The 23,020-nt window shown below is 70.2% G+C and carries 19 protein-coding genes; 9 read left to right on the forward strand and 10 right to left on the reverse strand.

The window, feature by feature from the left end:
• Positions 1-14: 14 nt before the first annotated feature.
• The 3 genes from ACQPZZ_RS02510 to purD form a co-directional block, all read right to left on the reverse strand.
• Positions 15-1,205, reverse strand: coding sequence for a type II toxin-antitoxin system HipA family toxin (locus ACQPZZ_RS02510; RefSeq protein ID WP_432928541.1), 1,191 nt, complete (start codon positions 1,203-1,205; stop codon positions 15-17).
• A gap of 4 nt (positions 1,206-1,209) precedes the next feature.
• Positions 1,210-2,811 carry a DUF262 domain-containing protein gene (locus ACQPZZ_RS02515; protein WP_432928543.1) on the reverse strand — a complete coding sequence of 534 codons (1,602 nt, stop codon included), beginning with the start codon at positions 2,809-2,811 and terminating at the stop codon, positions 1,210-1,212.
• An 85-nt stretch (positions 2,812-2,896) separates the two neighbouring features.
• Entirely contained in the window at positions 2,897-4,138 is a 1,242-nt protein-coding gene (gene purD, locus ACQPZZ_RS02520) for a phosphoribosylamine--glycine ligase (protein WP_432928545.1), read from the reverse strand.
• A 456-nt stretch (positions 4,139-4,594) separates the two neighbouring features.
• Here purD and ACQPZZ_RS02525 point away from each other — a divergent pair, with 456 nt between their 5' ends.
• From ACQPZZ_RS02525 to ACQPZZ_RS02535, 3 genes are all read left to right on the forward strand, one after another.
• Entirely contained in the window at positions 4,595-5,713 is a 1,119-nt protein-coding gene (locus ACQPZZ_RS02525) for a magnesium and cobalt transport protein CorA (protein WP_363635069.1), read from the forward strand.
• A 225-nt stretch (positions 5,714-5,938) separates the two neighbouring features.
• Positions 5,939-7,135: a cytochrome P450 gene (locus ACQPZZ_RS02530; RefSeq protein ID WP_432928547.1), complete on the forward strand. Its 1,197-nt coding sequence runs from the start codon at positions 5,939-5,941 to the stop codon at positions 7,133-7,135.
• Positions 7,132-7,350, forward strand: coding sequence for a ferredoxin (locus ACQPZZ_RS02535; protein ID WP_432928550.1), 219 nt, complete (start codon positions 7,132-7,134; stop codon positions 7,348-7,350). The genes ACQPZZ_RS02530 and ACQPZZ_RS02535 overlap by 4 nt, the downstream gene beginning before the upstream one ends.
• A gap of 184 nt (positions 7,351-7,534) precedes the next feature.
• On the opposite strand, the gene ACQPZZ_RS02540 is transcribed toward ACQPZZ_RS02535, so the two are convergent.
• The 4 genes from ACQPZZ_RS02540 to fbaA form a co-directional block, all read right to left on the reverse strand.
• A complete protein-coding gene (locus tag ACQPZZ_RS02540) occupies positions 7,535-8,461 on the reverse strand; it encodes a glycerophosphodiester phosphodiesterase family protein (protein WP_432928552.1) in 927 nt (308 codons plus the stop codon).
• A gap of 102 nt (positions 8,462-8,563) precedes the next feature.
• On the reverse strand, positions 8,564-9,847 hold the full coding sequence (locus tag ACQPZZ_RS02545; RefSeq protein ID WP_363635061.1) for an adenylosuccinate synthase: 1,284 nt from the start codon (positions 9,845-9,847) through the stop codon (positions 8,564-8,566).
• A 133-nt stretch (positions 9,848-9,980) separates the two neighbouring features.
• A complete protein-coding gene (locus ACQPZZ_RS02550; protein WP_363635059.1) occupies positions 9,981-10,403 on the reverse strand; it encodes a DUF3151 domain-containing protein in 423 nt (140 codons plus the stop codon).
• Positions 10,404-10,572: 169 nt separating this feature from the next.
• Positions 10,573-11,595: a class II fructose-bisphosphate aldolase gene (gene fbaA / locus ACQPZZ_RS02555; RefSeq protein ID WP_363635057.1), complete on the reverse strand. Its 1,023-nt coding sequence runs from the start codon at positions 11,593-11,595 to the stop codon at positions 10,573-10,575.
• A gap of 176 nt (positions 11,596-11,771) precedes the next feature.
• On the opposite strand from fbaA, the gene ACQPZZ_RS02560 reads away from it, so the two are divergent.
• Entirely contained in the window at positions 11,772-12,452 is a 681-nt protein-coding gene (locus ACQPZZ_RS02560) for a DedA family protein (RefSeq protein WP_363635055.1), read from the forward strand.
• Between the two features lie 238 nt (positions 12,453-12,690).
• Positions 12,691-13,140 (forward strand): hypothetical protein, encoded by a 450-nt coding sequence (locus tag ACQPZZ_RS02565; protein ID WP_432928555.1) that lies wholly within the window; start codon positions 12,691-12,693, stop codon positions 13,138-13,140.
• Here the strand turns inward: ACQPZZ_RS02565 and ACQPZZ_RS02570 are convergent.
• Positions 13,112-13,654 (reverse strand): orotate phosphoribosyltransferase, encoded by a 543-nt coding sequence (locus ACQPZZ_RS02570; protein ID WP_432928557.1) that lies wholly within the window; start codon positions 13,652-13,654, stop codon positions 13,112-13,114. The two genes, ACQPZZ_RS02565 and ACQPZZ_RS02570, sit on opposite strands and share 29 nt — an antisense overlap.
• A 188-nt stretch (positions 13,655-13,842) precedes the next feature.
• On the opposite strand from ACQPZZ_RS02570, the gene ACQPZZ_RS02575 reads away from it, so the two are divergent.
• Positions 13,843-17,358, forward strand: coding sequence for a hypothetical protein (locus tag ACQPZZ_RS02575; protein ID WP_432928559.1), 3,516 nt, complete (start codon positions 13,843-13,845; stop codon positions 17,356-17,358).
• Between the two features lie 273 nt (positions 17,359-17,631).
• The gene (locus ACQPZZ_RS02580) at positions 17,632-19,353 is read left to right on the forward strand and encodes an NYN domain-containing protein (RefSeq protein WP_432928561.1); all 1,722 of its coding nucleotides are present in this window, start codon (positions 17,632-17,634) and stop codon (positions 19,351-19,353) included.
• Positions 19,354-19,761: 408 nt separating this feature from the next.
• Here the strand turns inward: ACQPZZ_RS02580 and ACQPZZ_RS02585 are convergent, their stop codons facing one another.
• Complete coding sequence (locus tag ACQPZZ_RS02585; RefSeq protein WP_432928563.1) at positions 19,762-20,418, reverse strand: TetR/AcrR family transcriptional regulator; 657 nt, start codon at positions 20,416-20,418, stop codon at positions 19,762-19,764.
• A 58-nt stretch (positions 20,419-20,476) separates the two neighbouring features.
• Here ACQPZZ_RS02585 and ACQPZZ_RS02590 point away from each other — a divergent pair, with 58 nt between their 5' ends.
• Both ACQPZZ_RS02590 and ACQPZZ_RS02595 read left to right on the forward strand, forming a co-directional pair.
• Positions 20,477-21,307, forward strand: a complete 831-nt coding sequence (locus ACQPZZ_RS02590; protein ID WP_432928565.1) for an SDR family NAD(P)-dependent oxidoreductase — start codon at positions 20,477-20,479, stop codon at positions 21,305-21,307.
• A 258-nt stretch (positions 21,308-21,565) separates the two neighbouring features.
• On the forward strand, positions 21,566-21,889 hold the full coding sequence (locus ACQPZZ_RS02595; RefSeq protein WP_354842435.1) for a nuclear transport factor 2 family protein: 324 nt from the start codon (positions 21,566-21,568) through the stop codon (positions 21,887-21,889).
• 503 nt (positions 21,890-22,392) lie between these two features.
• Here the strand turns inward: ACQPZZ_RS02595 and ACQPZZ_RS02600 are convergent.
• Positions 22,393-23,019: a response regulator gene (locus tag ACQPZZ_RS02600; RefSeq protein ID WP_363635041.1), complete on the reverse strand. Its 627-nt coding sequence runs from the start codon at positions 23,017-23,019 to the stop codon at positions 22,393-22,395.
• Between the last annotated feature and the right edge of the window lies 1 nt (position 23,020).

The raw sequence follows: 23,020 nt of genomic DNA on the forward strand, positions 1-23,020 counted from the left end.
ATCTTCCCAGCTCTTCATCCCGCATTGAGCAAGGGGAGAGTACGCAGCCGCGCGCCGACGTGGTCGGCCACGAACGGGGGAACGGGACACTCCCGCAGCACCGAGGACCACGAGGAGGCCATGGCCTCGGCCGTCGCCGACACCGCCGCGGTGACCTTCTCCTCGTCGGCGCCCACGGTCTCGGCGAAGCGGCGGAAGTGATCGAGCGTGATGAAGGACGTGTCGTTCTGCTCGCCCACCGGCAAGGTGAGGACGTCCCTCCTGAACGTCTCGTAGGAGGTGACCGAGACGAAGTCGTAGGCCGGTGAGAGCCTGCGGCTCCGCCCGTCGGGATATTGCAGCGACCAGTTCTTCAGGTGCTCGTCGGTGTTGCCGATGAGGACGCACGCCGTCAGACGCCGGACGTACTCCTCCAGATCGTCCGGGCACTCCCGCTGGATCACCGCTCCGACGTGCTCCGCGCGTCCGCGGTCCTTCTCCTGCGGGAGGAGCCCGAAGATCTGGGCGAAGTCCTCCTGATGGATCCGCTCTCCCGCGCGCCTGTCGAACCTCCGGATCGCGAAAACCCGTTCCCCCGGGCGGATCAGTCCGTCCGGGATGTCGGCCAGCGACTCGGCGGAGACGAGTTCGTGAGGCGGCACGTCGATGCCAGACAGGGCGAGCCAGGTCATCATGGCGTGCTCGTTCTCGGGCAGGAGATCATGGCGGTCGCTGGGGAACTTCACGATCCAGTCGCCGCCGGTTCCTTCGTACAAGAACTTGTCCGCGGTCCGCACCATCGAGAGCTTCACCTGCATGCCGGCGAGAGAGAAGCTCATCTTGCGGGCGTCGGGGCGTCGCCACGCGCGTTCCGTCTCGCTGTCCTGCAGGCCGGGTTCCTCGCAGACCACGCGTACGGCCCCCGGCAGGTCCTGGCCGAGGTGAACGAGCAGGGAGAAGTCCGCGACGGACTTGAGCCCCAGCTGCGCCGTGATCAGCCGCCGGAGCCCCGACTCCCGCTCCGGCAGCAGATTGGCGAACCAGGGCGGAAGCTGCCCGCCGGGAGCGGTCTCCCGCTTGCGCGGGTTGTACTCGTACGCCAGGCCCAGCACGGGCCGGTCGAGCCCCCGATCCGTGTACTGGAACGTCACCCGGCCCGCTCGCATCGTGAGCATGCCGACCGGGCGTTCACCGAGCAGCACCTGGGCGGTGGTCTGTGTGCTCATGCGCTCACTCTGGCCTGACCAGCTCAGGGCCGTCGGGGAAACCGAAGAGCGCGTTCTCCTGCACGTGGTCCTCGATCGCCGCACGCACCAGCGACGCGCGATGTCGTACGAAATCCTCCTGGCGGTCCTGCAGCCACAGAGACAGACCCAGATCGTCGATGAAATGGCTTTCGAGCGTCGCGGTGTCCAGCCGGCGGTTGTCGACGGCGTCGTAGATGTCCCCGTCGGAGACGTCGAGAGGGTGGACGAGCCGATTCGCCATCGTTTCCTGGAGAGCCCCGCCATCCCCCATGATCACGACGAGTGGATTCCACCCCTGATCCATGAGCCAGGTCGCATCGATCACCGCCTCGACCCGGGCTTCCGCACCGGGAGGGGCCGCCATGACCCGGGGCCGCCGGGAGAGCATGCCGAGGAGGTTGACCTTCGCCTGCGCCTGATTGAGCCGGATGGCGGAAAGGTCGGGACGCCAGGACGGCGTGCCCGATGGGAGAAGGCGCAGAAGACGGTCGGCGCTCGCCACCGGATCCTCGCCGACTGCCAACCCGTTCTTCCGCAGGGCCACGGTGTTTCCTTGTGGCGCCACTCCCAGCACCGAGCCTCGCCAGATCCATCGGCGCAACAGCTCGGCAGCACGACCCCCGGGAGGGCCGAACAGGGCGACAAATCGGGCCAAAACCGGCAGAAAGAGCATATAGGGAAGCACCCGGACGTGCGGAATCGCCGCCTCCTCCCGCAGGAAGTCGACAACGATCCCCAGAGTGTGCTCTGTCCGCTTGAAAGCCTCGTGCCGGTCCTCGTCGTCACGGAACTCGCCCCTGAAGTCCCGGTCTACGCGGCCGCCGCGGATCGCGAGGACGGACTGCATGAGAACACGCTCGGGTATCTCACCGAAGCCGAAGCCCTTGACGTTCGCGGCCAGCGCGTTCAGCCCCGACGGCTCCATCTGCCCGGAAACGGTGTGCAGGGCGGTGAAGATCTCCGCCTGGGTCAGGCGCTTTCCAAAGTTGTTCAGACGGTCGAAGATGACGCGCAGCGCCTGCTCGTCGTCACCCTCGACCACGTACATCGGGATCGAGTAGTCCCGGATGGCGGTGACCACGGCATCGCAGCGCGCGATGTCCGACTCGGTGAGCCAGGGGCGCTCCCGCTGCCATGCGAGGACGCGCACGTTGCTCAGCGCCACCCGCACCGGAAGCCAGTGCCTGGGAACGTCACGTCGCCCGGTCGAGACGAAGGTGTCCTCGCGGAGGTCGTAGAAAATCCGGAAGCGGGGGTCGACGACGTCGTCCGGCATACCGAGCGCGCCGACGAGGCTGGTGACGCGTTGCTGCCCGTCGACCACCCAAAAGGCGTCGGAAACCTCGGGAGCGTCGACTTCCAGTGGTCCCACCATGAGTTTCGCCGCGCCGGCCGGGCGACGCCACATCAGCAGGTTTCCGATGGGATAGCCGCGCAGGATGCTGTCGAAGAGCTTGACCACATCGTCGCGTTCCCATCGGAAGGATCGCTGGAACGACGGGATACGGAGGCGCCCGCTCAGCACCGTCTCGACCAGATCCCTGGGCCGGATCTGGTCGACTCTGGGCCTGGTCACCGCGGCCATGCGCCCTCCCCTCCGCTGATCAGATGGTATGTCCGCGTACGATCCGTGCACCAACCGTTACGCGGACATCACCTTTCGTCAGGCGTCAGGAGGAGGACGCGGCCAGGGCGATGTCGGAGCGGTGGTGGGAGCCGCGCAGCGTGATCTGCTCCAGTGCCTCGTAGGCGCGCGCCCGCGCCTGCGCGACGTCCGCGCCCGTGCCGACCACGCTGAGCACCCGCCCGCCGTTGGACACGATCCGGTTGTCCTTGTCCAGGGTCGTGCCCGCGTGCAGCACGTACGCATCCTCGACGGTCACCGGCAGCCCCGCGATCGGGTCGCCCTTCACCGGGTCGGCAGGGTAGTTCTCGGCGGCGAGCACCACGGTCACGGCGGCGCCGTCGCGCCAGCGCAGCGGCGGGTGACCGGCGAGCGCGCCGGTCGCGCAGGCGAGCAGCAGCTCACCGAGCGGGGTCTCCAGCCGGTCGAGCACGACCTGGGTCTCCGGGTCGCCGAACCGCGCGTTGAACTCGATCACCCGCGGGCCGCTCGACGTCAGCGCCAGCCCGGCGTACAGCACTCCCGTGTACGGCGTGCCGCGCCGGGCCATCTCCGCCACGGTCGGGCGCACGATCTCGTCCATGACCCGCTCGGACAGGCCCTCGGGCGCCCACGGCAGCGGGGTGTAGGCACCCATGCCGCCGGTGTTGGGGCCCTTGTCGCCGTCGTAGGCCCGCTTGAAGTCCTGGGCGGGCTGCAGCGCCACCGCGCTCGTTCCGTCGCACAGCGCGAACAGCGACACCTCGGGGCCGTCGAGGTACTCCTCGATGACGACCCGCCCGCACGCCCTGGCGTGATCGAGGGCCTCCTCGCGGCTGTCGGTCACGACCACGCCCTTGCCCGCGGCCAGGCCGTCGTCCTTCACCACGTACGGCGCGCCGAACTCGTCGAGCGCCGCCGCGGCCTCCTCCTCGGTGGTGCAGGTGTACGCGCGCGCGGTCGGCACGCCGGCGGCGGTCATCACGTCCTTCGCGAACGCCTTGGACCCCTCGACCCGGGCCGCCTCCGCCGACGGGCCGAAGCAGGGGATCCCGGCGGCCCTGACGGCGTCGGCGACGCCGGCGACCAACGGCGCCTCGGGGCCGATCACCACGAGGCCGGCCCCCAGCCGTTCCGCGAGCGCGGTCACCGCCGCGCCGTCGGTCGGCGTGACCTGGTGCAGGGTGGCCACCTCGGCGATGCCGGCGTTGCCGGGAGCGCAGTGGACTTCAACGACGGCGGGGTCGAGCCGCAGGGCCCGGCACAGAGCGTGCTCACGACCCCCGGAACCGATGACAAGTACGCGCACCCGACCATTGTCGCAGCGTTCGGCCGCCTCCCGTTCTCGGGCACGGGCCGGCGTCCCGGTGCGGACGCCGAGGAGCTGTCCGGACGCGCCGGCGCTCTCCGGGCCATCCACAAGGGGCATGGGGTGATGCCCCATTTGGGTGGGGTTACACAGCGATGGCTAGTTTGTTCGGGCTGTTTTTGGCAAGAAGTGCATGATCGACGGCACTTGACGCGGGTACTCTGGAAAAGCCGTCGAACGGCAATGTGGTAGATTAGCTAGGCTTCGCGCTGTCTCGTGGCGATTGGAGGTGGTTGGGATGCCTTCTGGTGATCCCGTCAGTACGTGCTCGCGCACGTACGTCGTGCGCATTCCCGACCACTCCGAAACTGAAGCCCGAGGGCAGCTCACGCCTGCATGAAGGGGTGACATCACGTCGCGCGTAGAGCGTGCCGGCTCGGGCGGGAAGGGACCGCCATGCGCTCCTCTCTGCTCTTTCCCCGCATCAACAGGCACACCCGCGTCATGTCCACGCACCTCGGCGCCGCGTCGATGAACGCGGAGACGGTCGTCCGCTGCGTGCCGCCGAGCAACTCCCTCGTCGAGTTCGGCGCGTACGTCGCCGGCAAGAAGGTCGAGGCCGGCGGCATTCCCGAGGCCGTGCGCCTGGTCCGCGAGCACAACGAGGCCAACGAGGTGCCCGACGCGTACGTCTGGGTCGGCCTGCACGAGCCCGCCGCGCCCGAGGTCGAGTGGCTCGCCGAGGTGTTCGGCCTGCACCCGCTCGCCGTCGAGGACGCCATCAAGGCCCACCAGCGGCCCAAGGTCGAGCGGTACGGCGACTCGCTGTTCATGGTGCTCAAGACCGTCGCGTTCCTCGACCACGAGGTGTCGACGGCGAGCAGTGAGATCATCGGCACGGGCGAGATCATGGCGTTCGTCGGGCCCGACTTCGTCGTGACCGTACGGCACGGGCGGCACTGTCCGCTCGGCGACGTCCGCGAGAAGCTGGAGTCGAAGCCGAAGCTGATCGGCCGCGGCCCCACGGGCGTCCTGCACGCCATCGCCGACCACGTCGTGGACAAGTACCTGCAGGTGGCCGACCTCATGCAGGCCGAGCTCGAAGAGGTCGAGGCGGCCGTCTTTGCCGAGGTCAGCTCCCGCGACATCAACAGGATCTACCAGCTCAAGCGCGAGATGCTGGAGCTCAAGCGCGCCGTCGGGCCGCTCCAGACCCCCTTCAACGCCCTTCCCCAGCGGCGCAGCATCCCCTCCGAGATGCGTGAGTACTTCCGCGACGTCGGCGATCACCTGTCCCGCGTGTGCGAGCAGGTCCAGGCGTCCAACGAGCTGTCCGACTCGATCCTCCAGGCTGCCCTGGCGCGCTCCAACGCCCTCGCCAACGAGGACATGCGCAAGATCTCCTCCTGGGTGGCGATCATCTCGGTCCCCACGATGATCGCCGGGATCTACGGCATGAACTTCCACAACATGCCGGAGATCGATTCCGTCTGGGGCTATCCGGTCGTGATCGGCGTCATGGTGATCGCCTGCACGCTTCTGCACCGCGCCTTCCGGCGCAACGGCTGGCTCTGACCGCCCTTTCCCGGGACGCCGCCCCGCGCGTCCCGGGGGCGTCGCCTTCTCGTGAAACCCGCGCCGGTGTCCTCCGGATCGGTCCTCCGGCCCGCACAATCGGGACGCGTACGCTTTCTGACCGTAATCGTGAGCAACCAGTCATTGCGATACGTCAGATGATGTTGTTAGGTGGGGGAGCGGGCGCTCGACACTCGACCGTTTCCACTCTCGCAGGAGCGTGTCATGACAGAGGCGACACCCCGGCTGGCGACTTATCCCCTCACTCGGGAACGTGCCTTCGACCCGCCGGACGAACTGGCACGCCGCCGTGCCGAGGCGCCCGTCCAGCGGATGACGTACGCGGACGGGCACGACGGCTGGCTGGTGACGGGGTACGCGGAGTCACGGGCCATTCTGGCCGACAACCGTTTCAGCAGCCGCCCCGAACTGCTGCACTCGCCGATCCCCCAGCGCGGGGAGTTCCGCCGTGAGCCGCTGACACCGGGGTTCTTCATCCGCATGGACCCTCCCGCGCACACCCGCTACCGCCGCCTGCTGACCGGGCAGTTCACCGTGAGGCGGATGAAGCAGCTCGAACCGAGGATCCACGAGATCACCCTGAGCCGCCTCGACGCCATGGAGCGCGAGGGCGCGCCCGCCGACCTCGTCGAGTCCTTCGCGCTGCCCATCCCCTCGCTGGTGATCTGCGAACTGCTCGGCGTGCCGTACGAGGACAGGGAGAAGTTCCAGCGCGACTCGGCGGTGCTGCTGAACCTGGACTCCTCGATCGAGGACATCCGGGCGGCGGTGCAGGATCTGTACCTCTACCTGCACGGTCTCGTCACGACGAAGGCGAAGGATCCCTCCGACGACATACTGAGCGGCCTGGTCGCGGGCGGGGAGCTGACAGCCGAGGAGATCGGCGGCGTAGGACTGCTGCTGCTCATCGCGGGGCACGAGACGACCGCGAACATGCTGGGCCTCGGCACGTTCGCGCTGCTGACCAACCCCGAACAGCTCGCCCTCGTGCGGGACGATCCGGCCGCGGTGGAGAACGCGGTGGAGGAGCTGCTGCGCTACCTCAGCATCGTGCACATCGGGCCGACCCGTACGGCCCTGGAGGATGTGGAGGTCGGCGGCGCCCTGATCAGGGCCGGCGAGTCGGTGACGCTGTCCCTCGGGGCGGCGAACCGGGATCCCGGGCGCTTCGAGGACGGCGACGCGCTCGATGTGACCCGGCCTGCGCACGGGCACCTGAGCTTCGGGCACGGCATCCACCAGTGCCTGGGGCAGCAGCTCGCCCGGATCGAGATGCGCATCGCCTATCCCGCCCTGCTGCGCCGCTTCCCCAACCTGCGCCTGGCCGTGCCGGCGCGGGAGGTGCCGCTGCGGTCCAACATGGCGATCTATGGTGTGCACCGGCTGCCGGTGCTGTGGTGAGGAAGACCGCTGGGGGAACGATGAAGATCAAGGCGGACACCGGCCGGTGTGTCGGTGCGGGGATGTGCGTGCTCACGCTGCCCGAGGTGTTCGACCAGAGCGAGGACGACGGGACGGTCGTGGTGCTCGACGCCGAGCCTGCGGCCGATCTCGTGACCGCCGTGAACAGGGCCGTACAGCTCTGCCCGTCCGGCGCGCTGTCCGTGGAGGAGTGAACCCGCCCGGCATGCTGGGCCGAGTGACGCTCAGCGACTTGACGGGCACGGTCCGATGCGATTGGCTGGTAATCGGCTGTAAAAGCCATTCTTGTGGGTGACCCTGGAGCCCCGCCCCGGTGGTTGAGACAACCGCCGTCCGGGCGGGGCTCTTCCCCTGCCCGGGGTCCGCGGGTCCGAGGGGTCAGGCGCCGACCGGGCGGAGCGGGCTCACCGGGCCGGGCAGCGGAAGGCCGCGAGCCTTCCACAGACGGCGCATGCGGTCTGGATAGTCGGTGACGATGCCGGCCACGCCCATGTCGATCAGCCGGGCGGCCTCGTCGGGCTCGTTGACCGTCCACACCACGACCGGCAGGCCCTGCCGGGCCGCCCCGGTCATCAGCGCCTCGTCGACGAGCACGCGGTCGGGGGACAGCGTCGTCGCCCCCACCGCCGCGGCCGCCGCCGCGAGATCGCCGCCGGCCTCGCCGAGGCGGATCCCGTTCATCCAGGCAGGAGTCATCGTGTCGCGCTCGACCAGCGCGTACCGCCGCTCCACGAGCGGTCTGGCGATCTCCAGGATGCGCCAGTCGAAGCTGAGCAGGGCCGCCTTCGACAGCCGGTCGTGCCGGTCGAGTTCGCTGACGACCTCCTCGACGAAGCGGCGCGGGTCGGCGCACAGGTCGGGACGGGTGGGATCGGACTTCAGCTCGACGTGGAGACGCACGTGGTCCGCGCCGAGGGCGCCGATCAGGCCGAGCACCGCTCCGAGCGTCGGCATCCGCGTGTCGGGCAGCGGCACCTGCGTGAGCGCGAAGCGGTCGTCCGGCCGCTCCGGCAGCCGTACGCCGACGTCGAGGGTGCGCAGCTGCGGCAGCGTGAGCGCGATGACCGGCTTGCCGACATAGGGGAACATCTCGTCGCCCGGCGTGGCCATGCCCGTGTCGGCGCTGGTCACCGCGGACACGTGCAGGTCGTGGGTGAGCACGAGCTGTCCGTCCGCGGACATGGCGACGTCGAACTCGAGTGCGTCGACTCCCAGCTCCAGCGCGAAGGCCAGGCCGGGCAGGGTGTTCTCGGGCCTCAGGCCCCGTGCTCCACGGTGCCCGTGCAGCTCAACGTATCCATGCACAGCGGCGTACCCTACCGCCTCGCACGTCCGCGGCCCGGAACCCCCCGGTTCCGGGCGCGTACGCCACGAATCCTCAGATAAGGGAACGAATCTGGATGGTCCTCAGATGAGGGAACGAATCTGAATGGTCTGAGTGCGGCCAGGACCCACGCCGATGGCCGAGATCGGGGCGCCGCTCATCTCCTCCAGCGCGTTGACGTACGCCTGCGCGTTCGGCGGCAGGTCGTCGAACGTCTTGGCGCTGGTGATGTCCTCCTGCCAGCCGGGCAGCTCCTCGTAGATCGGCGTGGCGTGGTGGAAGTCGGTCTGTGTCATCGGGATCTCGTCGTGGCGGACACCGTCGACGTCGTACGCCACGCAGACCGGGATCCGCTCCAGCCCCGACAGCACGTCGAGCTTGGTCAGGAAGAAGTCGGTCACCCCGTTGATCCGGGTGGCGTACCGCGCGATGACCGCGTCGAACCAGCCGCAGCGGCGGTTGCGGCCGGTGGTCACGCCGTACTCGCCGCCGGTCTGGCGCAGCCAGTCGCCCTGCTCGTCCAGCAGCTCGGTCGGGAACGGCCCGGACCCCACACGCGTCGTGTACGCCTTGAGGATGCCGATGATCCTGGTCAGGCGGGTGGGCGGGATGCCGGAGCCGGCGCAGGCGCCGCCCGAGGTGGGGGAGCTCGAGGTGACGAAGGGGTAGGTGCCGTGGTCGATGTCGAGCAGCGTGCCCTGGCCGCCCTCCAGCAGCACGACCTTGTCCTGGTCGAGCGCCCGCGAGAGCACGAGCGAGGTGTCGGCGATGTGGGGACGCAGCCGCTCGGCGTAGCCGAGGTACTCCTCCAGCACCTTCGCCGGGTCGAGCCCCCGGCGGTTGTAGATCTTGGTGAGGATCTGGTTCTTCTCGCTCACCGCGGCCTCGATCTTCTTGCCGAGGATGCCGGGGTCGAGCAGGTCCTGCACGCGGATGCCCATGCGGTAGATCTTGTCGCCGTACGCCGGGCCGATGCCGCGGCCGGTCGTGCCGATCTTGGCCTTGCCGAGGAAACGCTCGCTGACCTTGTCGATGGCCTTGTGCTGGGGCATGATCAGGTGCGCGTTGGCCGAGATCAGCAGCCGGTCGCAGGAGATGCCGCGCTCGGCCAGCCCGTCGATCTCGCTGAGCAGCACACCCGGGTCGACGACCACGCCGTTGCCGATCACCGGCACCACGTCGGGCGACAGCACACCCGTCGGCAGCAGGTGCAACGCGTACTTCTGGTCGCCGATGACGACGGTGTGGCCCGCGTTGTTTCCACCCTGGTAACGGACGACGTAGTCGACGTCGCCGCCCAGCAGGTCGGTGGCCTTCCCCTTGCCCTCATCGCCCCACTGGGCGCCAACGAGAACGACAGCCGGCATGGTTTTAACTCCTGCACCAAGACGAAAGCCCCTGACGCAAGCGCGGCAGGGGCCTCTTGCACACAGAGACTACCCGAGGGGCATGCCGACGGTGAACGGAGTCTTAAGTCGCGAGACGGGCCCCTCCGCGGGCTCAGGAGCTCGCGGCGAGCGTCTCCGCGGCGGCCGCGCTGCTGTCGCGCAGGAACTGGGCGCAGCGCTCGGCCTCGTCCTTCTCACCGATCGCGTTGGCGGCCCGGGAGAGGGCGTTCAGACAGCGCAGGAACCCCTGGTTCGGCTCGTGCTCCCACGGGATCGGCCCATGCCCCTTCCAGCCCGCCCTGCGCAGCTGGTCGAGACCCCGGTGGTACCCCGTGCGCGCGAACGCGTACGAGGTGACGGCGTGACCCGCGGCGAAGTAGTCGTCGGCGAGAGCGGCCCAGGCGGCCGAGTAGGCGGGGAAGCGAGCGGCCACGTCCGCCGCCTTGGCGCCCGACTCGAGCATCTGCCGCGCCTCGAGGTTGTCCGGCAGCAGGGTGGGCGGCGGGCCGGCAAGGAGGTTCTCGTGCGTTTCCATCTGATCAGCGTAATTTACGTGTCTGCGAATCGCTGCCCTGCTCTCGTCCTTCGAACGGGCAGGGCCCGTCCGCCGGAGTGCGGGCCGTTCTCCGGCGGACGTGGAGAAGCCAGACGGGCTCGGCCCGGCGGGAACAGAAGATCGTCCTCCGTTCGCGCCGGGCCGTCCGTCACTTGAGCTTGGTGCCCGCGGAGTTGAGCTGCTGGCAGGCCTCGACGATGCGAGCGGCCATGCCGGCCTCGGCGGCCTTGCCGTACGCGCGCGGGTCGTAGGCCTTCTTGTTGCCGACCTCGCCGTCGACCTTCAGCACACCGTCGTAGTTGCGGAAGATGTGGTCCACGATCGGACGGGTGAAGGCGTACTGCGTGTCGGTGTCGATGTTCATCTTCACCACGCCGTACGAGATCGACTCGCGGATCTCCTCCGCGGTGGAGCCGGAGCCGCCGTGGAAGACCAGCGAGAACGGCTTCTCCTTGCCGTACTTGGCGCCGACGGCGTCCTGGATCTCCTTGAGCACGCTCGGGCGCAGCTTGACGTGGCCCGGCTTGTACACGCCGTGGACGTTGCCGAAGGTGGCGGCCACGATGTAGCGGCCACGCTCGCCCAGGCCGAGGGTCTCGGCGACGGCCAGCGCGTCCTCCGGCGTCGTGTAGAGCTTCTCGTTGATCTCGCCGACGATGCCGTCCTCCTCACCGCCGACCACGCCGATCTCGATCTCGAGGACGACCTTGGCGGCGGCGGTCTTGTCGAGCAGCTCGCTCGCGATCTGGAGGTTCTCGTCCAGCGGCACGGCCGAGCCGTCCCACATGTGCGACTGGAACAGCGGGTCCTGGCCGCGCGCGACGCGCTCGGCGGAGATCTCCAGCAGCGGGCGGACGAACGAGCCGAGCTTGTCCTTCGGGCAGTGGTCGGTGTGCAGCGCCACCGTCACCGGGTACTTCTCGGCGACCACGCGGGCGAACTCGGCGAACGCCACCGACCCGGTGACCATGTCCTTCACCGTGGTGCCGGAGAGGAACTCCGCGCCACCGGTCGACACCTGGATGATCCCGTCACTCTCCGCCTCCGCGAAGCCGCGCAGCGCGGCGTGCAGGGTCTGCGACGAGGTCACGTTGATCGCCGGGTACGCGAAGCCGCCCGCCTTGGCGCGGTCGAGCATCTCGGCGTAGACCTCTGGGGTCGCGATAGGCATGCGAAGTCATCTCCTTCTGACGGTATGCGGCGTGGCCAAGTATCCCGAAGGCCGGCCGGATACGGAAAGCCGGGTACGCGGGACGCCGGAAAGCCGCGGTCATTCCGCCCTTCACGGTTTTCCACAGCCCTGCCGCTTCTCAGTCTCATCTCATCCGGGACAGGTAGGCTCGCCCCGTGGACGTGCTCTTGGACCTTCTTGACCCGAAGTGGTGGCTGAGCATGCTCGGCGCCTTCGCGACGATCGGCGTCATCGCCATCGTATTCGCCGAGACGGGGCTGCTCGTCGGGTTCTTCCTCCCCGGCGACTCGTTGCTGGTGGCCGCTGGAATTTTCAGCACCGCCGCAGCGGTGCAGGAGCTCGGGATCGCGCCGCTGTCACTGCCGACTCTGCTGATCGGCGCGCCGCTGGCGGCGATCGCGGGCGCACAGCTGGGCCACTTCCTGGGGGCGAAGGTCGGACGGAAGATGTTCGACAAACCCAACTCGAGGCTGTTCAAACGTGAGCACGTCGAGAAGGCGGAGTACTACTTCGAGAAGTTCGGCCCCGCGAAGGCCGTGGTCGCCGCGCGGTTCATGCCGATCGTCCGCACCTTCATGAACCCGGTGGCCGGCGTGCTGGAAATGGACGCGCGCCGCTTCTTCGTCTGGAACGTCCTCGGCGGCGTCGTCTGGGTCGAGGCCCTGCTTCTGCTCGGCCGCTTCCTGGGGGACACGGTCAAGGACATCGACAAATACATCCTGCCCGGGGTCTTCGTCATCGTGGTCCTGTCGCTGATCCCGATCGTGCGTGAGGTGCTGAAGAACCGCCGGGCCGGCGCCGCCGTCCCCAAGGGCCGTCACCACGCCCCCAGGTAGACGCCCCGGGTAGAGGCCCCGCCGTACGGTCCTTCATGCCGGCCGCGCGACCGGTCGTGCCGCGGCACGACCGGTGCTCCGCGGTGACGTGACCCGGGAGAGCGGACCGGTCCCGGAACGGCGCGAGGGCCACCCCCGGAACGCTTGGAGAGGGCGGGTGACCTGCGGGGAAGTGCAACCGCACAACAAGTGACCGGTCAGCACTGAGATGTGTCCCACACCCGCTACTCTCCCGGGTGTGGGACGCCACAGGTCTGATCCCCTCGGCATCGCCAGGCTGGCAGTGACCGGCCTGGCGGTCGTGCTGCTGCTCGCCGTCATCGTGATCGGCGCGAGAGCGCTGCTGTCCATCCTGGGATCGCAGGAGCCCGCCGCCGGCGCCTCCCCCACCCCGTCGGCGCGGTCCTCCACCCAGCCTTCCGCAGAGCCCTCCGCGCCCCGCGTGCCCACCGTCCGGGTGGTGTGTCAGGCCGAGCGGTGTCCCGTGTTCGTCCGGGTGCCGGGCGGCGACGTGCTCATCGACCGGGATCTGGCCCGGGACGAGCAGGCGTCCTACTTCCAGCCCGAGCTCGACGTCGTCCTCGACGACGCGAGCACGGTGCAGGTCCTCGAGAACGGAACCGCCAGGTCCCCCGGGCCGCCCGGCGAGCGGCAGGCGTTCAGTGTGAAGCGATCCCCAAATCAGTGAGCGTGTAGGCGGAGCGGTACGGCACGCCCGTGGCGGCCAGCGCCTCGTCGCCGCCCCGGTGCACGATCGTCGCGATGCCCACGACCTGGGCGCCGGCCTCGCACAACGCGTCCACGGCGGTGAGCACGGACCCGCCCGTCGTGGTGGTGTCCTCCACCGCGAGCACCCGGCGTCCGGCGACGTCGGGACCCTCGATCCTGCGCTGCAGGCCGTGCGCCTTGCCCGCCTTGCGGACGACGAACGCGTCGAGGGCGCGCCCCCGGGCCGCCGCGGCGTGCAGCATGGCCGTCGCCACCGGGTCGGCGCCCAGCGTGAGACCGCCGACCGCCTCGTAGCCCAGGTCCTCGGTGAGATCCAGCATCACGCGGCCCACCAGCGGCGCCGCCACGCCGTCCAGGGTGATGCGGCGCAGGTCCACGTACCAGTCGGCCTCCTTGCCGGAGGACAGCACGACCCGGCCGTGCACGATGCCCTTGTTCTTGATTTCGTCCAGCAGTCTCTCGCGGTCACTCATGAGGCTCAGCGTACGGCCGGTCTCACCGCGCGGGCCGAACGGGCCGGGCTTGCGGATGTGACGAGCGACAACTACCGAGAGTAAAGAGGCCGCTGCGGTTTAGCCAGGACATGGACTGCGGAATGTATCGCGGTGCAACTCATCGTAATCGCGAGGTCGCAATGCGTAGAGAAGTCCGGCATGCCGACATGGAGCTGCTCGAGGCCGTGCGGGGAGGCGACGCGGCGGCTTTCGGCACGCTCTACCGGCGGCACTCGGTCGCCGCGCGGTCCCTGGCGCGGCAGATCGCACAGAGTGAGGACACGGCCGAGGACCTCCTCGTCGAGACCTTCGCGAGGGTGCTGGAGGTGGTGCGGCGCGGCGGCGGCCCCGCCTCCGCCTTCCGGCCCTATCTCCTCGCGTCGCTGCGCCGCTACGCCGCCACCGGAGCGGTCGACCTGGCCGACGGCGACTCCCTCTACGTGGACCCCGAGCTCGCCGGGCTGGAGCGCTCGCCGCTCGCCCGGGCGTACCGCTCGCTGCCGGAACGCTGGCGCATGCTGCTGTGGCATGTGGAGATCGAGGGCGGCAGGCCGGCCGACACGGGCCCGCTGCTCGGCATGTCGGGCAGGGCCGCGATGTGTCTGTTCCGCAGAGCCCGTCAGGGCCTGCGGGAGGCATACGTGCGGCTGCACCTGGAGAACGGCCCCCGGGCCGAGTGCCGGCCGATCCTGTCGATGATCCTCCGTTACGTCGGGAACGGCCTGCCCAAGAAGGAGGCCGGCGCGGTCGACGCCCATGTCGCCGAGTGCATCGACTGCCGGTCGGTCTTCCTGCAGATGGTCGGTCTCACGCAGGAACTGCGGGCCGTCGTCGGCCAGCTCGTCGCCGGGCCGGCCGTGGACGACTACCTCGCCGGCCTCGCCGCCGCGACCGCCACGGGCTCACGGTCGTCCGGGGACGGCACGACGAGCGGCACGAGCGGCCGCGGACCGGACGGCGGGGTGGGCGGCAGGGTGGACGGGGTGGGCAACGGCGTGCGCGGGCGGGCGAACGCTCTGCTCCAGGCGTACGGCCGGGCACGGGTGACGACCCGGCGCGTGTGCGGGAAGGCGGGCGCGATGCCGCGGGCGGTGGTGACGCGAGCCCGGGCGGCAGCCCGGCGCGCCCGGCCGGGGCTGGGCTGGGTGACGTTCGTGCGGGCGCAGACGGGACAGACCTGGGCGCGGGCGAGCGCGGCGGCGCGGGCGGTGTTCACGCGGGCGCGGGCGGCGCTGGCGCGCTTGTCCGCACTCGCGCGGAGCGTGCCAACGCCGCAGCGGGCGGTGCTCGGAGGCATCGCCGTGGCCGGCCTCGCGACGGCCGCCTTCCTGCTCGTCGCCCAGCCGACGGGCATGTTCTCCACGGTCGGTGCCGGAGACGGTCCCCGAGACCGGGAAGGGACGCGGGCCCTGGACCGCCCGCGAGCCGCGGACGGCGGCGCCTCGCGCTCACAGGCGGCCACCGGCCACGCCGGATCGGCGGAGCCCACGAACCCGCACGACCCGACGAGGCCGAGCGTGCGGACGTCCGGGACGGTGGCGAGCGCCCCGGCCCTCGGGACGGGGAACGATCCGGCGGCGGGGAGCCCTCCCGGCTCGCCGGGCGCGGGCATCGCGCTCGGCATGCCCGAGACCACCGGCAGGGGCACGCCCGGTGCCGACCGCCGGTCACGGCGCGAGGAGGCCCCGCCACAAGGAAGCGGGGCGCAGGGAGGCTCGCCACGAGACGGCATGACGCAGGGAAGCACGGCGGAGGGAAGCGGGGCGCAGGGAGGCTCGGCGGGCGGCCGCGCGGGGGGCCGCGACGGGGGCGAGCCGGGCGCGGCCGCCGTCCTCGCCGGTCGCGATCGGGGCGTCCGCCACACGGACGCCTCACGGGGCCAGGCTCCCGAACGGCAACGCGTGCGAGGGCAGCTCTCCCGGCACCCTTATCAGGACCAACGCGAGCAGGTCCGCGCGCGGAGCAGCGCGGGGGACGGGGCGTGGCAGGCGCCGGGGCGGGCTGGTGACCGGCGTGAGCCGCAGGCCCGGCGACCGGCCACCGGGGGCACCCCACTCGTGAGCCTGGGCGACGCGCTGGGCCGCCCGCAGGCCGGGGAACGCGGTCGTGCGGCCCAAGAGCGAGGCCGACCGGACGGGAGCGGCGCCGCTTCCCACGAGGTCGTGGGAAGCGGGAACAACCACAAGCCCGCGGGAAGCGCCAAGAAGGCGAAGGAGACGATCGTCGTCGCCGTCGACCCGCTCGGCGCCCTGCTGCGCGGCCAGCCGGGGCTCGTCGCCGTACGGGTGCGGAACGCGGGCGACGCGGCCACCGCCGGAGTCACCGCGACGGTGACCCTCCCGCCCGGCGTTCGCTACGTGAATCAGGACGAGCGCGGAGGCCGGAACCGCACGGCGAACGGTGCTTCACAGAGCCCCGTGAACGGTGACAGGCGGCAGGGCCACGAGGCGAAGCCGGACGTCATGGGGCAGAACGGCGGCACGCCGGCGGATCGCAGGGCAAGCGACGGCACCGGTCAGGGGCACACGACGGGTGGGCGAGCGGAACGCGCGCGGACGGGGAGCGGCGCGGACGACGACTGGGCGTGCGAGGCGTCGGGTCGTCTGGCGTCGAGCAGCCAGACGTCGAGCAGCCAGACGTCGAGCAACAAGACGTCCGGCAACAAGACGTCCGGCAGCACGGTGCGGTGCGTTCGGGGGCCGCTCGCCGGGGGTGAGGTGACGGCGATCTTCCTGAAGGTGACCGTGGCCGCGGATGCGCCCACGGGACGGGCCTTCACGGTACGGGTACGGTCGGGGCGGCTGGAGACCACCGCGGAATCGACCGTGGGAGTGCGCGCCTCGGGCGCGGCGGCGCGCTTCGCCGCGGACGGCCGCCTCGCCGCCCGGGTCGTCGGCAACGTGCTCGTCGGCTCCGCGGCGCCGGCCGCACCCTGTGGAGCCGGCGCAGGCGGCCGGAACCCGGGCGTGAGCGTGCCGGTCGACCTCGACAGGGACCCGTCGACGCGTACGTCCAGTTGTGCCGATCTCGCCCTGCCGGGCGGAGGCCAGGTGCTGTGGGCGGGCCTCTACTGGTCCGGCGGCGGCCGGGGGGTCGTTCCCGCAGAGGACATCAGGGTGCGCGCTCCGGGAAGGCCGGGATACGCGACCCTGCACGCCGCCGAGGTCGCCCGGCGGACTCTGCCCATCGGGTCGGGTTACCAGGCGTTCGCCGACGTGACCTCTCTCGTCCGTACGGCGGGTGGTGGTCGCTGGTGGGTCGCGGGCGTTCCGGCGCGTGCGGGGACGGTCCGGCACGCGGCGTGGGGTCTGGTGGTGATCGTGACGGACGTGCGTCAGCCGTACACGCGGGCGGCGGTGCTGGACGCCGCCGCGGTCGTCGGCGGTGAGGAGAAGGCCCTGCGGCTCCCCCTCGACGGCCTCGCCCCGGACGGCGCGCCCGCACGAATCGACCTGATGGTGTGGAACGGCGAGGGGGTCAGGGCGGGGGTGGTCACCGTGGGTGATCGCGCGCAGAGGGAGGACCGGCACCGGCCCGGTGTCCTGGGCCGGAGCGACGCCGGAGGCGTCGTGGTCGACACCCTCCACGCCCTCCTGGGACCCCATCCCGCGCTCCAGCTCGCGACCGGGCGTGACCCCGTCTTCTTCGGCGTCGCGGTCGTGAGCGCGCGAACATGGTCGTGACGGTCCGTCCCGGTCGGGGAGCCCCCACCGCGGGTGCGTCCCCAGACGTGCTCGCTCGGCGGAACGGAGCGCGAATGTCCCCTCGTTCTATAACAATTTGGTGGGAGGCGATACCTGGACAAACTGGTACGGTCGGCGTTAACGCTTCCGATCCCAGGGTCGTTGGCATCCCGACCCCCACCAGGCGGGCGAGGGCTGAATCGCCGGGAATCACCCTCGCGGGAAGACACGCTTGACTACCCTGAGAGGGCCACGTAGGAAGGGCGGTGTCGCGTGGATCGCTGCGCGCTGTTCGTTGACGCCGGCTACTTGCTGGCAGACGGCGCGATGGCCGTCCATGGGACCCGCCATCGCGAGGCCGTCTCCTGGGACTATCCGGGCCTGCTGCAGTTCCTGACGAACCTGTCAAGAGAGCGTACGGGCCTGCCGCTCCTGCGCTGCTACTGGTACGAGGCGACCGTCGAGGGCCTCCGTACGCCCGAGCACGACGTGCTGGCGGACATTCCCGGGCTCAAGCTTCGTCTCGGCCGGATCCGGCCGGGCCGGCGGGAGGGTGTGGACGCCCAGGTCCACCGCGACCTCATGACCCTGGCACGCAACAACGCGGTCTGCGACGCGGTCGTGGTCAGCGGCGACGAGGACCTCACCCAGGTGATCAGCGACGCGCAGGATCTCGGCATCCGCGTGACCGTCATGCAGATCGCCTCCGACGGCGCCTGGTCGGCGGCGCGCACCCTGCGGCAGGAATGCGACGACCTCGTCGAGATCGTGAGCGGGCATCTGCGGCCGTACGTCACGATGCTGACCGGGACGGCCCCCGGCTCCGGCAACGGCAACGGCCAGTCCCACGGCAACGGCCAGTCCCACGGCAACGGCCAGTCCCACGGCAACGGCCAGTCCCACGGCAATGGCCTCGTCCCCCTCGGGAACGGTTCGCTGTCCAACGGCACTTCCTTCAACGGCTCCCAGCAGAACGGCTCCCAACACAACGGAACACAGCCGAGCGCGACCCAGTCTCAGGGGAGCCACGCCGCCACCGCCCTCCCGGGTGGGGCGAATCCGGCGACGGGATCGTTCGGCGCTCAGTCGCCGAGCGCGTCGCACGACACAAGCGCGTCCGGCACGGCGTTCAACGTCACGCAACCCCACCCCACAGGGACACACTCCGCAGGGACACCCGCCACAGGGACGGACGGCACGGGAACGTACAGTTCCGGATCGCACGGCACGGGCATTCACGGAAGCGGCGCTCACAGCACCGGCACTCCTCAGAGCACGGGCTCTCATGGAATGGGCACTTCCCAAGGCGTGGGCTCTCAGAGCACGGGCTCTCATACGACGGGCACTCAGGGGACGGGCTCCCAAAGCACGGGCTCTCATGCGACGGGCACTCCTCAGGGCACGGGCACTCCTCAGGGCACGGGCGCACACAGTGGCGGCCGGTCCTCCGCGTCCCACGCGCGTCCGGCCCTTCCCGCGCAGCCGTCCCCACCGGCCTACAACGGGTACTCGCCGGAGTCCCAGCAACCGCAGGGCCTGCCGCCCCTGCAGCCGCGGCAGGCTCCGCCACCCGTGAGCACGCCGCTGCCGGCTCCCCCGGCGTCCACCCCGCCGTCGCCGCCCTCGGGGGCCCAGACGCCGCCGAGCAGCCCGGTGCAGAGCCAGTACGGCTCCGGCTACTCGCCCTCCCAGCTGGGACCGTACACGGGCCCTCAGCCCGCGCCGGTGCCGGTGCAGACCGGGGGCACCACGACGCTGGCCGAGGCGGTCAAGGCGGCGCACAAGGAGGGCCACGACTTCGGTGAGTCGGTCGCCCGGGACGCGCCCGCCCTGTGGCTGGAGGCCGTGCTCGCCCGCAAGCCCCGCATGCCGTCCGACCTTGAGGCCCGCCTGCTGCAGGGGTCCTCACTGCCGATCGACTTCCTGCTGCACGACGAGGTCCGGCACGCCCTGCGCCGCGGCTTCTGGGACGCCCTCGAGCGCGCCCGCCGCTGACCCGGCCGTCCTCGCTCCCGGGCGCACGGGTGCGGCGGGGAGGAGCGGAGCGGGCGGGAGGGAGGACCGCAGCGAAGGCCCAGCGGAGCGGGCTTCGCGAGGACCGGAGCTTCCGGCCGGCGCAGTGACGTCTCCTGCCGACGGCGAATCGCCAAGGCCGCCCCCACCCACGTCAGGCATTCACGCGCCCATCCACGTCAGGCATTCACGCGCCCATCCACGTCAGGCATTCACGCCCCCATCCACGTCAGGCATTCACGCGCCCGCGCACGTCAGGCCTTCACGGGCTCGCGCGTGTTGAGAGTCCTGGCTGACAATTCAAACCAAGTAGCGCAGCGGCACATCCGGGCGGGGCCGCGCGTCCGGAGCGACGAGGTCGTGCGGCCCCTCTGAGGAACACCGCGTGCTCTAGCGGGCCAGGCGGTCCAGCAGTTCGCCGAGCAGCGCGCGTTCGCCAGGGGTGAGGTCGCCCGGGTCGTTGCCGACCAGCGCACGCAACGTCAGTGCGGCGCTCGCACGGGTCGCGGGGGCGTCGGCGGAGGGCGTGTGCAGGACTCCGGCCAGCGCGGCCTCGCGGACGCGTTCGGACAGCCTGAAGTCCGGCTCCGGCTGGCTGATCAAGGTGAGCGTGATGCCGACGTTGGCGGCAAGCACCTGTTCGGCGGCTTCGTCTGCTGGCACCTTGAGCAGGCCCTGGGCGGCGGCGGCGGTCAACCGGTCGCGCAACGCGGCGTGCGCGGGAGCGGTGACGGCGCAGGGCTTTCCCGGTTCGACGCGGCCGTAAAGCAGCCCGTAGAACGACGGGTGCTCCAGCCCGAACCGCACGTGCCTGTCCCAGCCCTCGCGCAGGTCGTCCAGCGGGTCGCCAGAGCTCTCGATCGCGGTGTACTGGGTGAAGCCGTGGTTCAGCACGGCGTCAATCAGGCCCTGCTTGCTGCCGAAGTGGTGGTACAGCGTCGGGGCCTGCACCCCGGCGCGTTCGCACACCGCCCTCGTGGACACCGTGCCGCCGCTCTCCAGCAACTCCGCCGCGACGAGCAGGAGTCGATCCCGTGCGTTCTGCATGCTTGCTATAGTAGCCCATATAGCGCTACATTGCTCGCTATAGCGAGAGGAGAAGTCCATGAGGACTTGGTTCGTCACCGGCGGGACACCCGGAGGGTTCGGCCTGGTCTATGCCGAGGCTGCACTGAAACAGGGCGATCAGGTGGTGGTGACAGCACGTCGGCCCTCTGAACTGCAGGAATGGGCTGAACCGTACGGCGACCGTGTGCTGGTTCTCCAGCTCGATGTCACCGATGCCGAGCAGGTGCGTGCGGCGGTCAAGACGGCAGAGGAGCGGTTTGGCGGGATCGACGTGCTCGTCAACAACGCGGGCCGTGGCTGGTTCGGCTCGGTCGAGGGGGCCCCCGACGAGACGATCCGCCGCACGTTCGACCTCAACCTATTCGCCGTGGTCGAGGTGATACGCGCGGTCCTGCCTGGTATGCGAGCACGCGGCGACGGCTGGATCGTGAACATGTCGTCGGTGGCAGGCCTCGTCGGCGCACAGGGGTTCGGCTACTACTCAGCGGCGAAGTTCGCGCTCGAAGGACTGTCGGAGACACTGCGCCATGAAGTTGAGCCGTTCGGTGTGCGCGTGCTCGTCGTAGAGCCGGGAGCGTTCCGCACCAAGGCTTACGCCGGCTTCCAAAACGAGCCCGTCAACGAGACCGTCGACGCCTACGTGCCGCTGGTCGAGGGCGTCAAGGCGGCGTTCGTGGAACATAACGGCAGGCAAGAGGGTGACCCTGAACGCGGAGTGCAGGCCGTGATCAGCGCGATGAACGCACCCGTTCCGCCGCAACGGATCGTGCTCGGCAACTCTGGCTACGACGTCGTTGTTGCGATGCACGAGAACGCACTCGCGGAGCTGCGCGCGAACGAAGAGCTCTCGCGCAGTGCGGACTTCTAAGCCTGTTGCCAGAACGTGAGGAGCCTCGTCGGGGTGGATTGAGTTACCACACACAACCGACCCGACGAAGCCTTCATCCCAGTAAGCGCCCCGCGCATGTCTATGCCGACTTGACCCCTGCTCGGCACCTCGAGCCGGTCACCGCGCTGCACGGCCTGTGGCGGTCGCCGCCCGCATCGTCATCGTGCTGCTGAGGTGCCGCAGGGACGTACCAGGACGCGCCCGCGTCCTGTCACCCGAGAAGACCGGAGAGCAGAAATGGACGACATCACCCTTCCCAAGGCTGTCGAGAACTTCATCGCGGCCACCAACGCGCACGACGCGAACGCGCTGGCCGCGGTCTTCGGCGACGGGGCCACCGTGCGCGATGACGGGACGACCTACGCCGGCGAGGCCGAGATCCGCGAGTGGATCCAGGGGCACCTGATCAACCCCAAGATCGTGATCACGCCGACCTCGTTCGCGGGCGACCGCCTGGTGGCCTCCGGGGACGGTGAGTTCCCCGGCGGGCCTCTGTCCTTCGCGTTCGTGTTCGGCATCAAGGACGACCAGGTCACCGACCTCGCGATCGACCCCGTCTGACTCATCACCGGCCGGGGTGGCCTGAGGGCTGCCCCGGCCAAGAACAGGGAACCAGCCATGGGCACCATGGACGAACTACCCCTGGCAGCTACCTCGCCGGCCTCCACCTCTGCGCTGAAAGCGCAGCCACCCGTCAGCCGCGTCACCAACCTCCCTGGGGAGTACACCTAGGCCGCTCTTGCGATACCTCAGTGTCGGGCGCGATCTTGTTACGGCCACCGGATCAGAGAGGCGGAGCGATGATCAGCTTCGACGGGACCTTCTACACGATCGCAGACCCTCTGTTCGAGATGACCATTCCGGCTTGGCAAGGCTATGGGCCGGACACGGCCGATCAGGCGAACGCCACGATCACCTTTCCCGACGGGTCCCGGCGATACGCGACCTTCATGACCTTGGACGTGATCCGGAAGCTCATGGACAAGGACGCACGCCCGGGCCTGTCAGGCATTCGCACCGCCCGCGCGCGTCAGGCGCGCGCCGGGGGGCAGATGCGCGTGGGCTCAGCCGAGGGCGTCGAAACCCGCGCGCAGGTGGGCGACGCGCTCGCCCAGCTCGGCGACCGCGCCGTTCAGGGGCGTGTCGCCGGACTTGTCCGCCAGTTCACGCACCCGCCGCAACTCGTCCTCCACGGCGGTGACGCGGTTCGCCAGTTCAGCGAGTACGGAGGTGTGGTCGCCGCCGTCCGGAAGCTCGCTTGACAGGCGTTCCCGCAGCAGCGCCGCCTGCTCGGCGAGCCGCCGGTTCATCGTGTAGAGCTCAACGAACACGGCGACCTTGGCGCGCAGCACCCAGGGGTCGAACGGTTTGGTGAGGTAGTCCACGGCCCCGGCGGCGTACCCGCGGAAGGCGTAGTCGGGCGCGCTGTCGACCACGGTCAGGAAGATGATCGGGATGTTCCTGGTGCGCTCTCTCCGCTTGATGTGCGCGGCGGTCTCGAAGCCGTCCATGCCGGGCATGCGCACGTCGAGCAGGATGAGAGCGAAGTCGGTCGACAGGAGGGCCTTCAGGGCCTCCTCTCCGGACCGGGCCCGTATGGGCACGACGTCCAGCGAGCTGAGGATCGCCTCCAGGGCGATCAGGTTCTCCTCACGGTCGTCGACCAGCAGGACCCTGGCACGCTCAGGCATC

It is taken from the genome of Microbispora sp. CA-135349, from assembly GCF_050947365.1.
Classification (GTDB): Bacteria; Actinomycetota; Actinomycetes; order Streptosporangiales; family Streptosporangiaceae; genus Microbispora.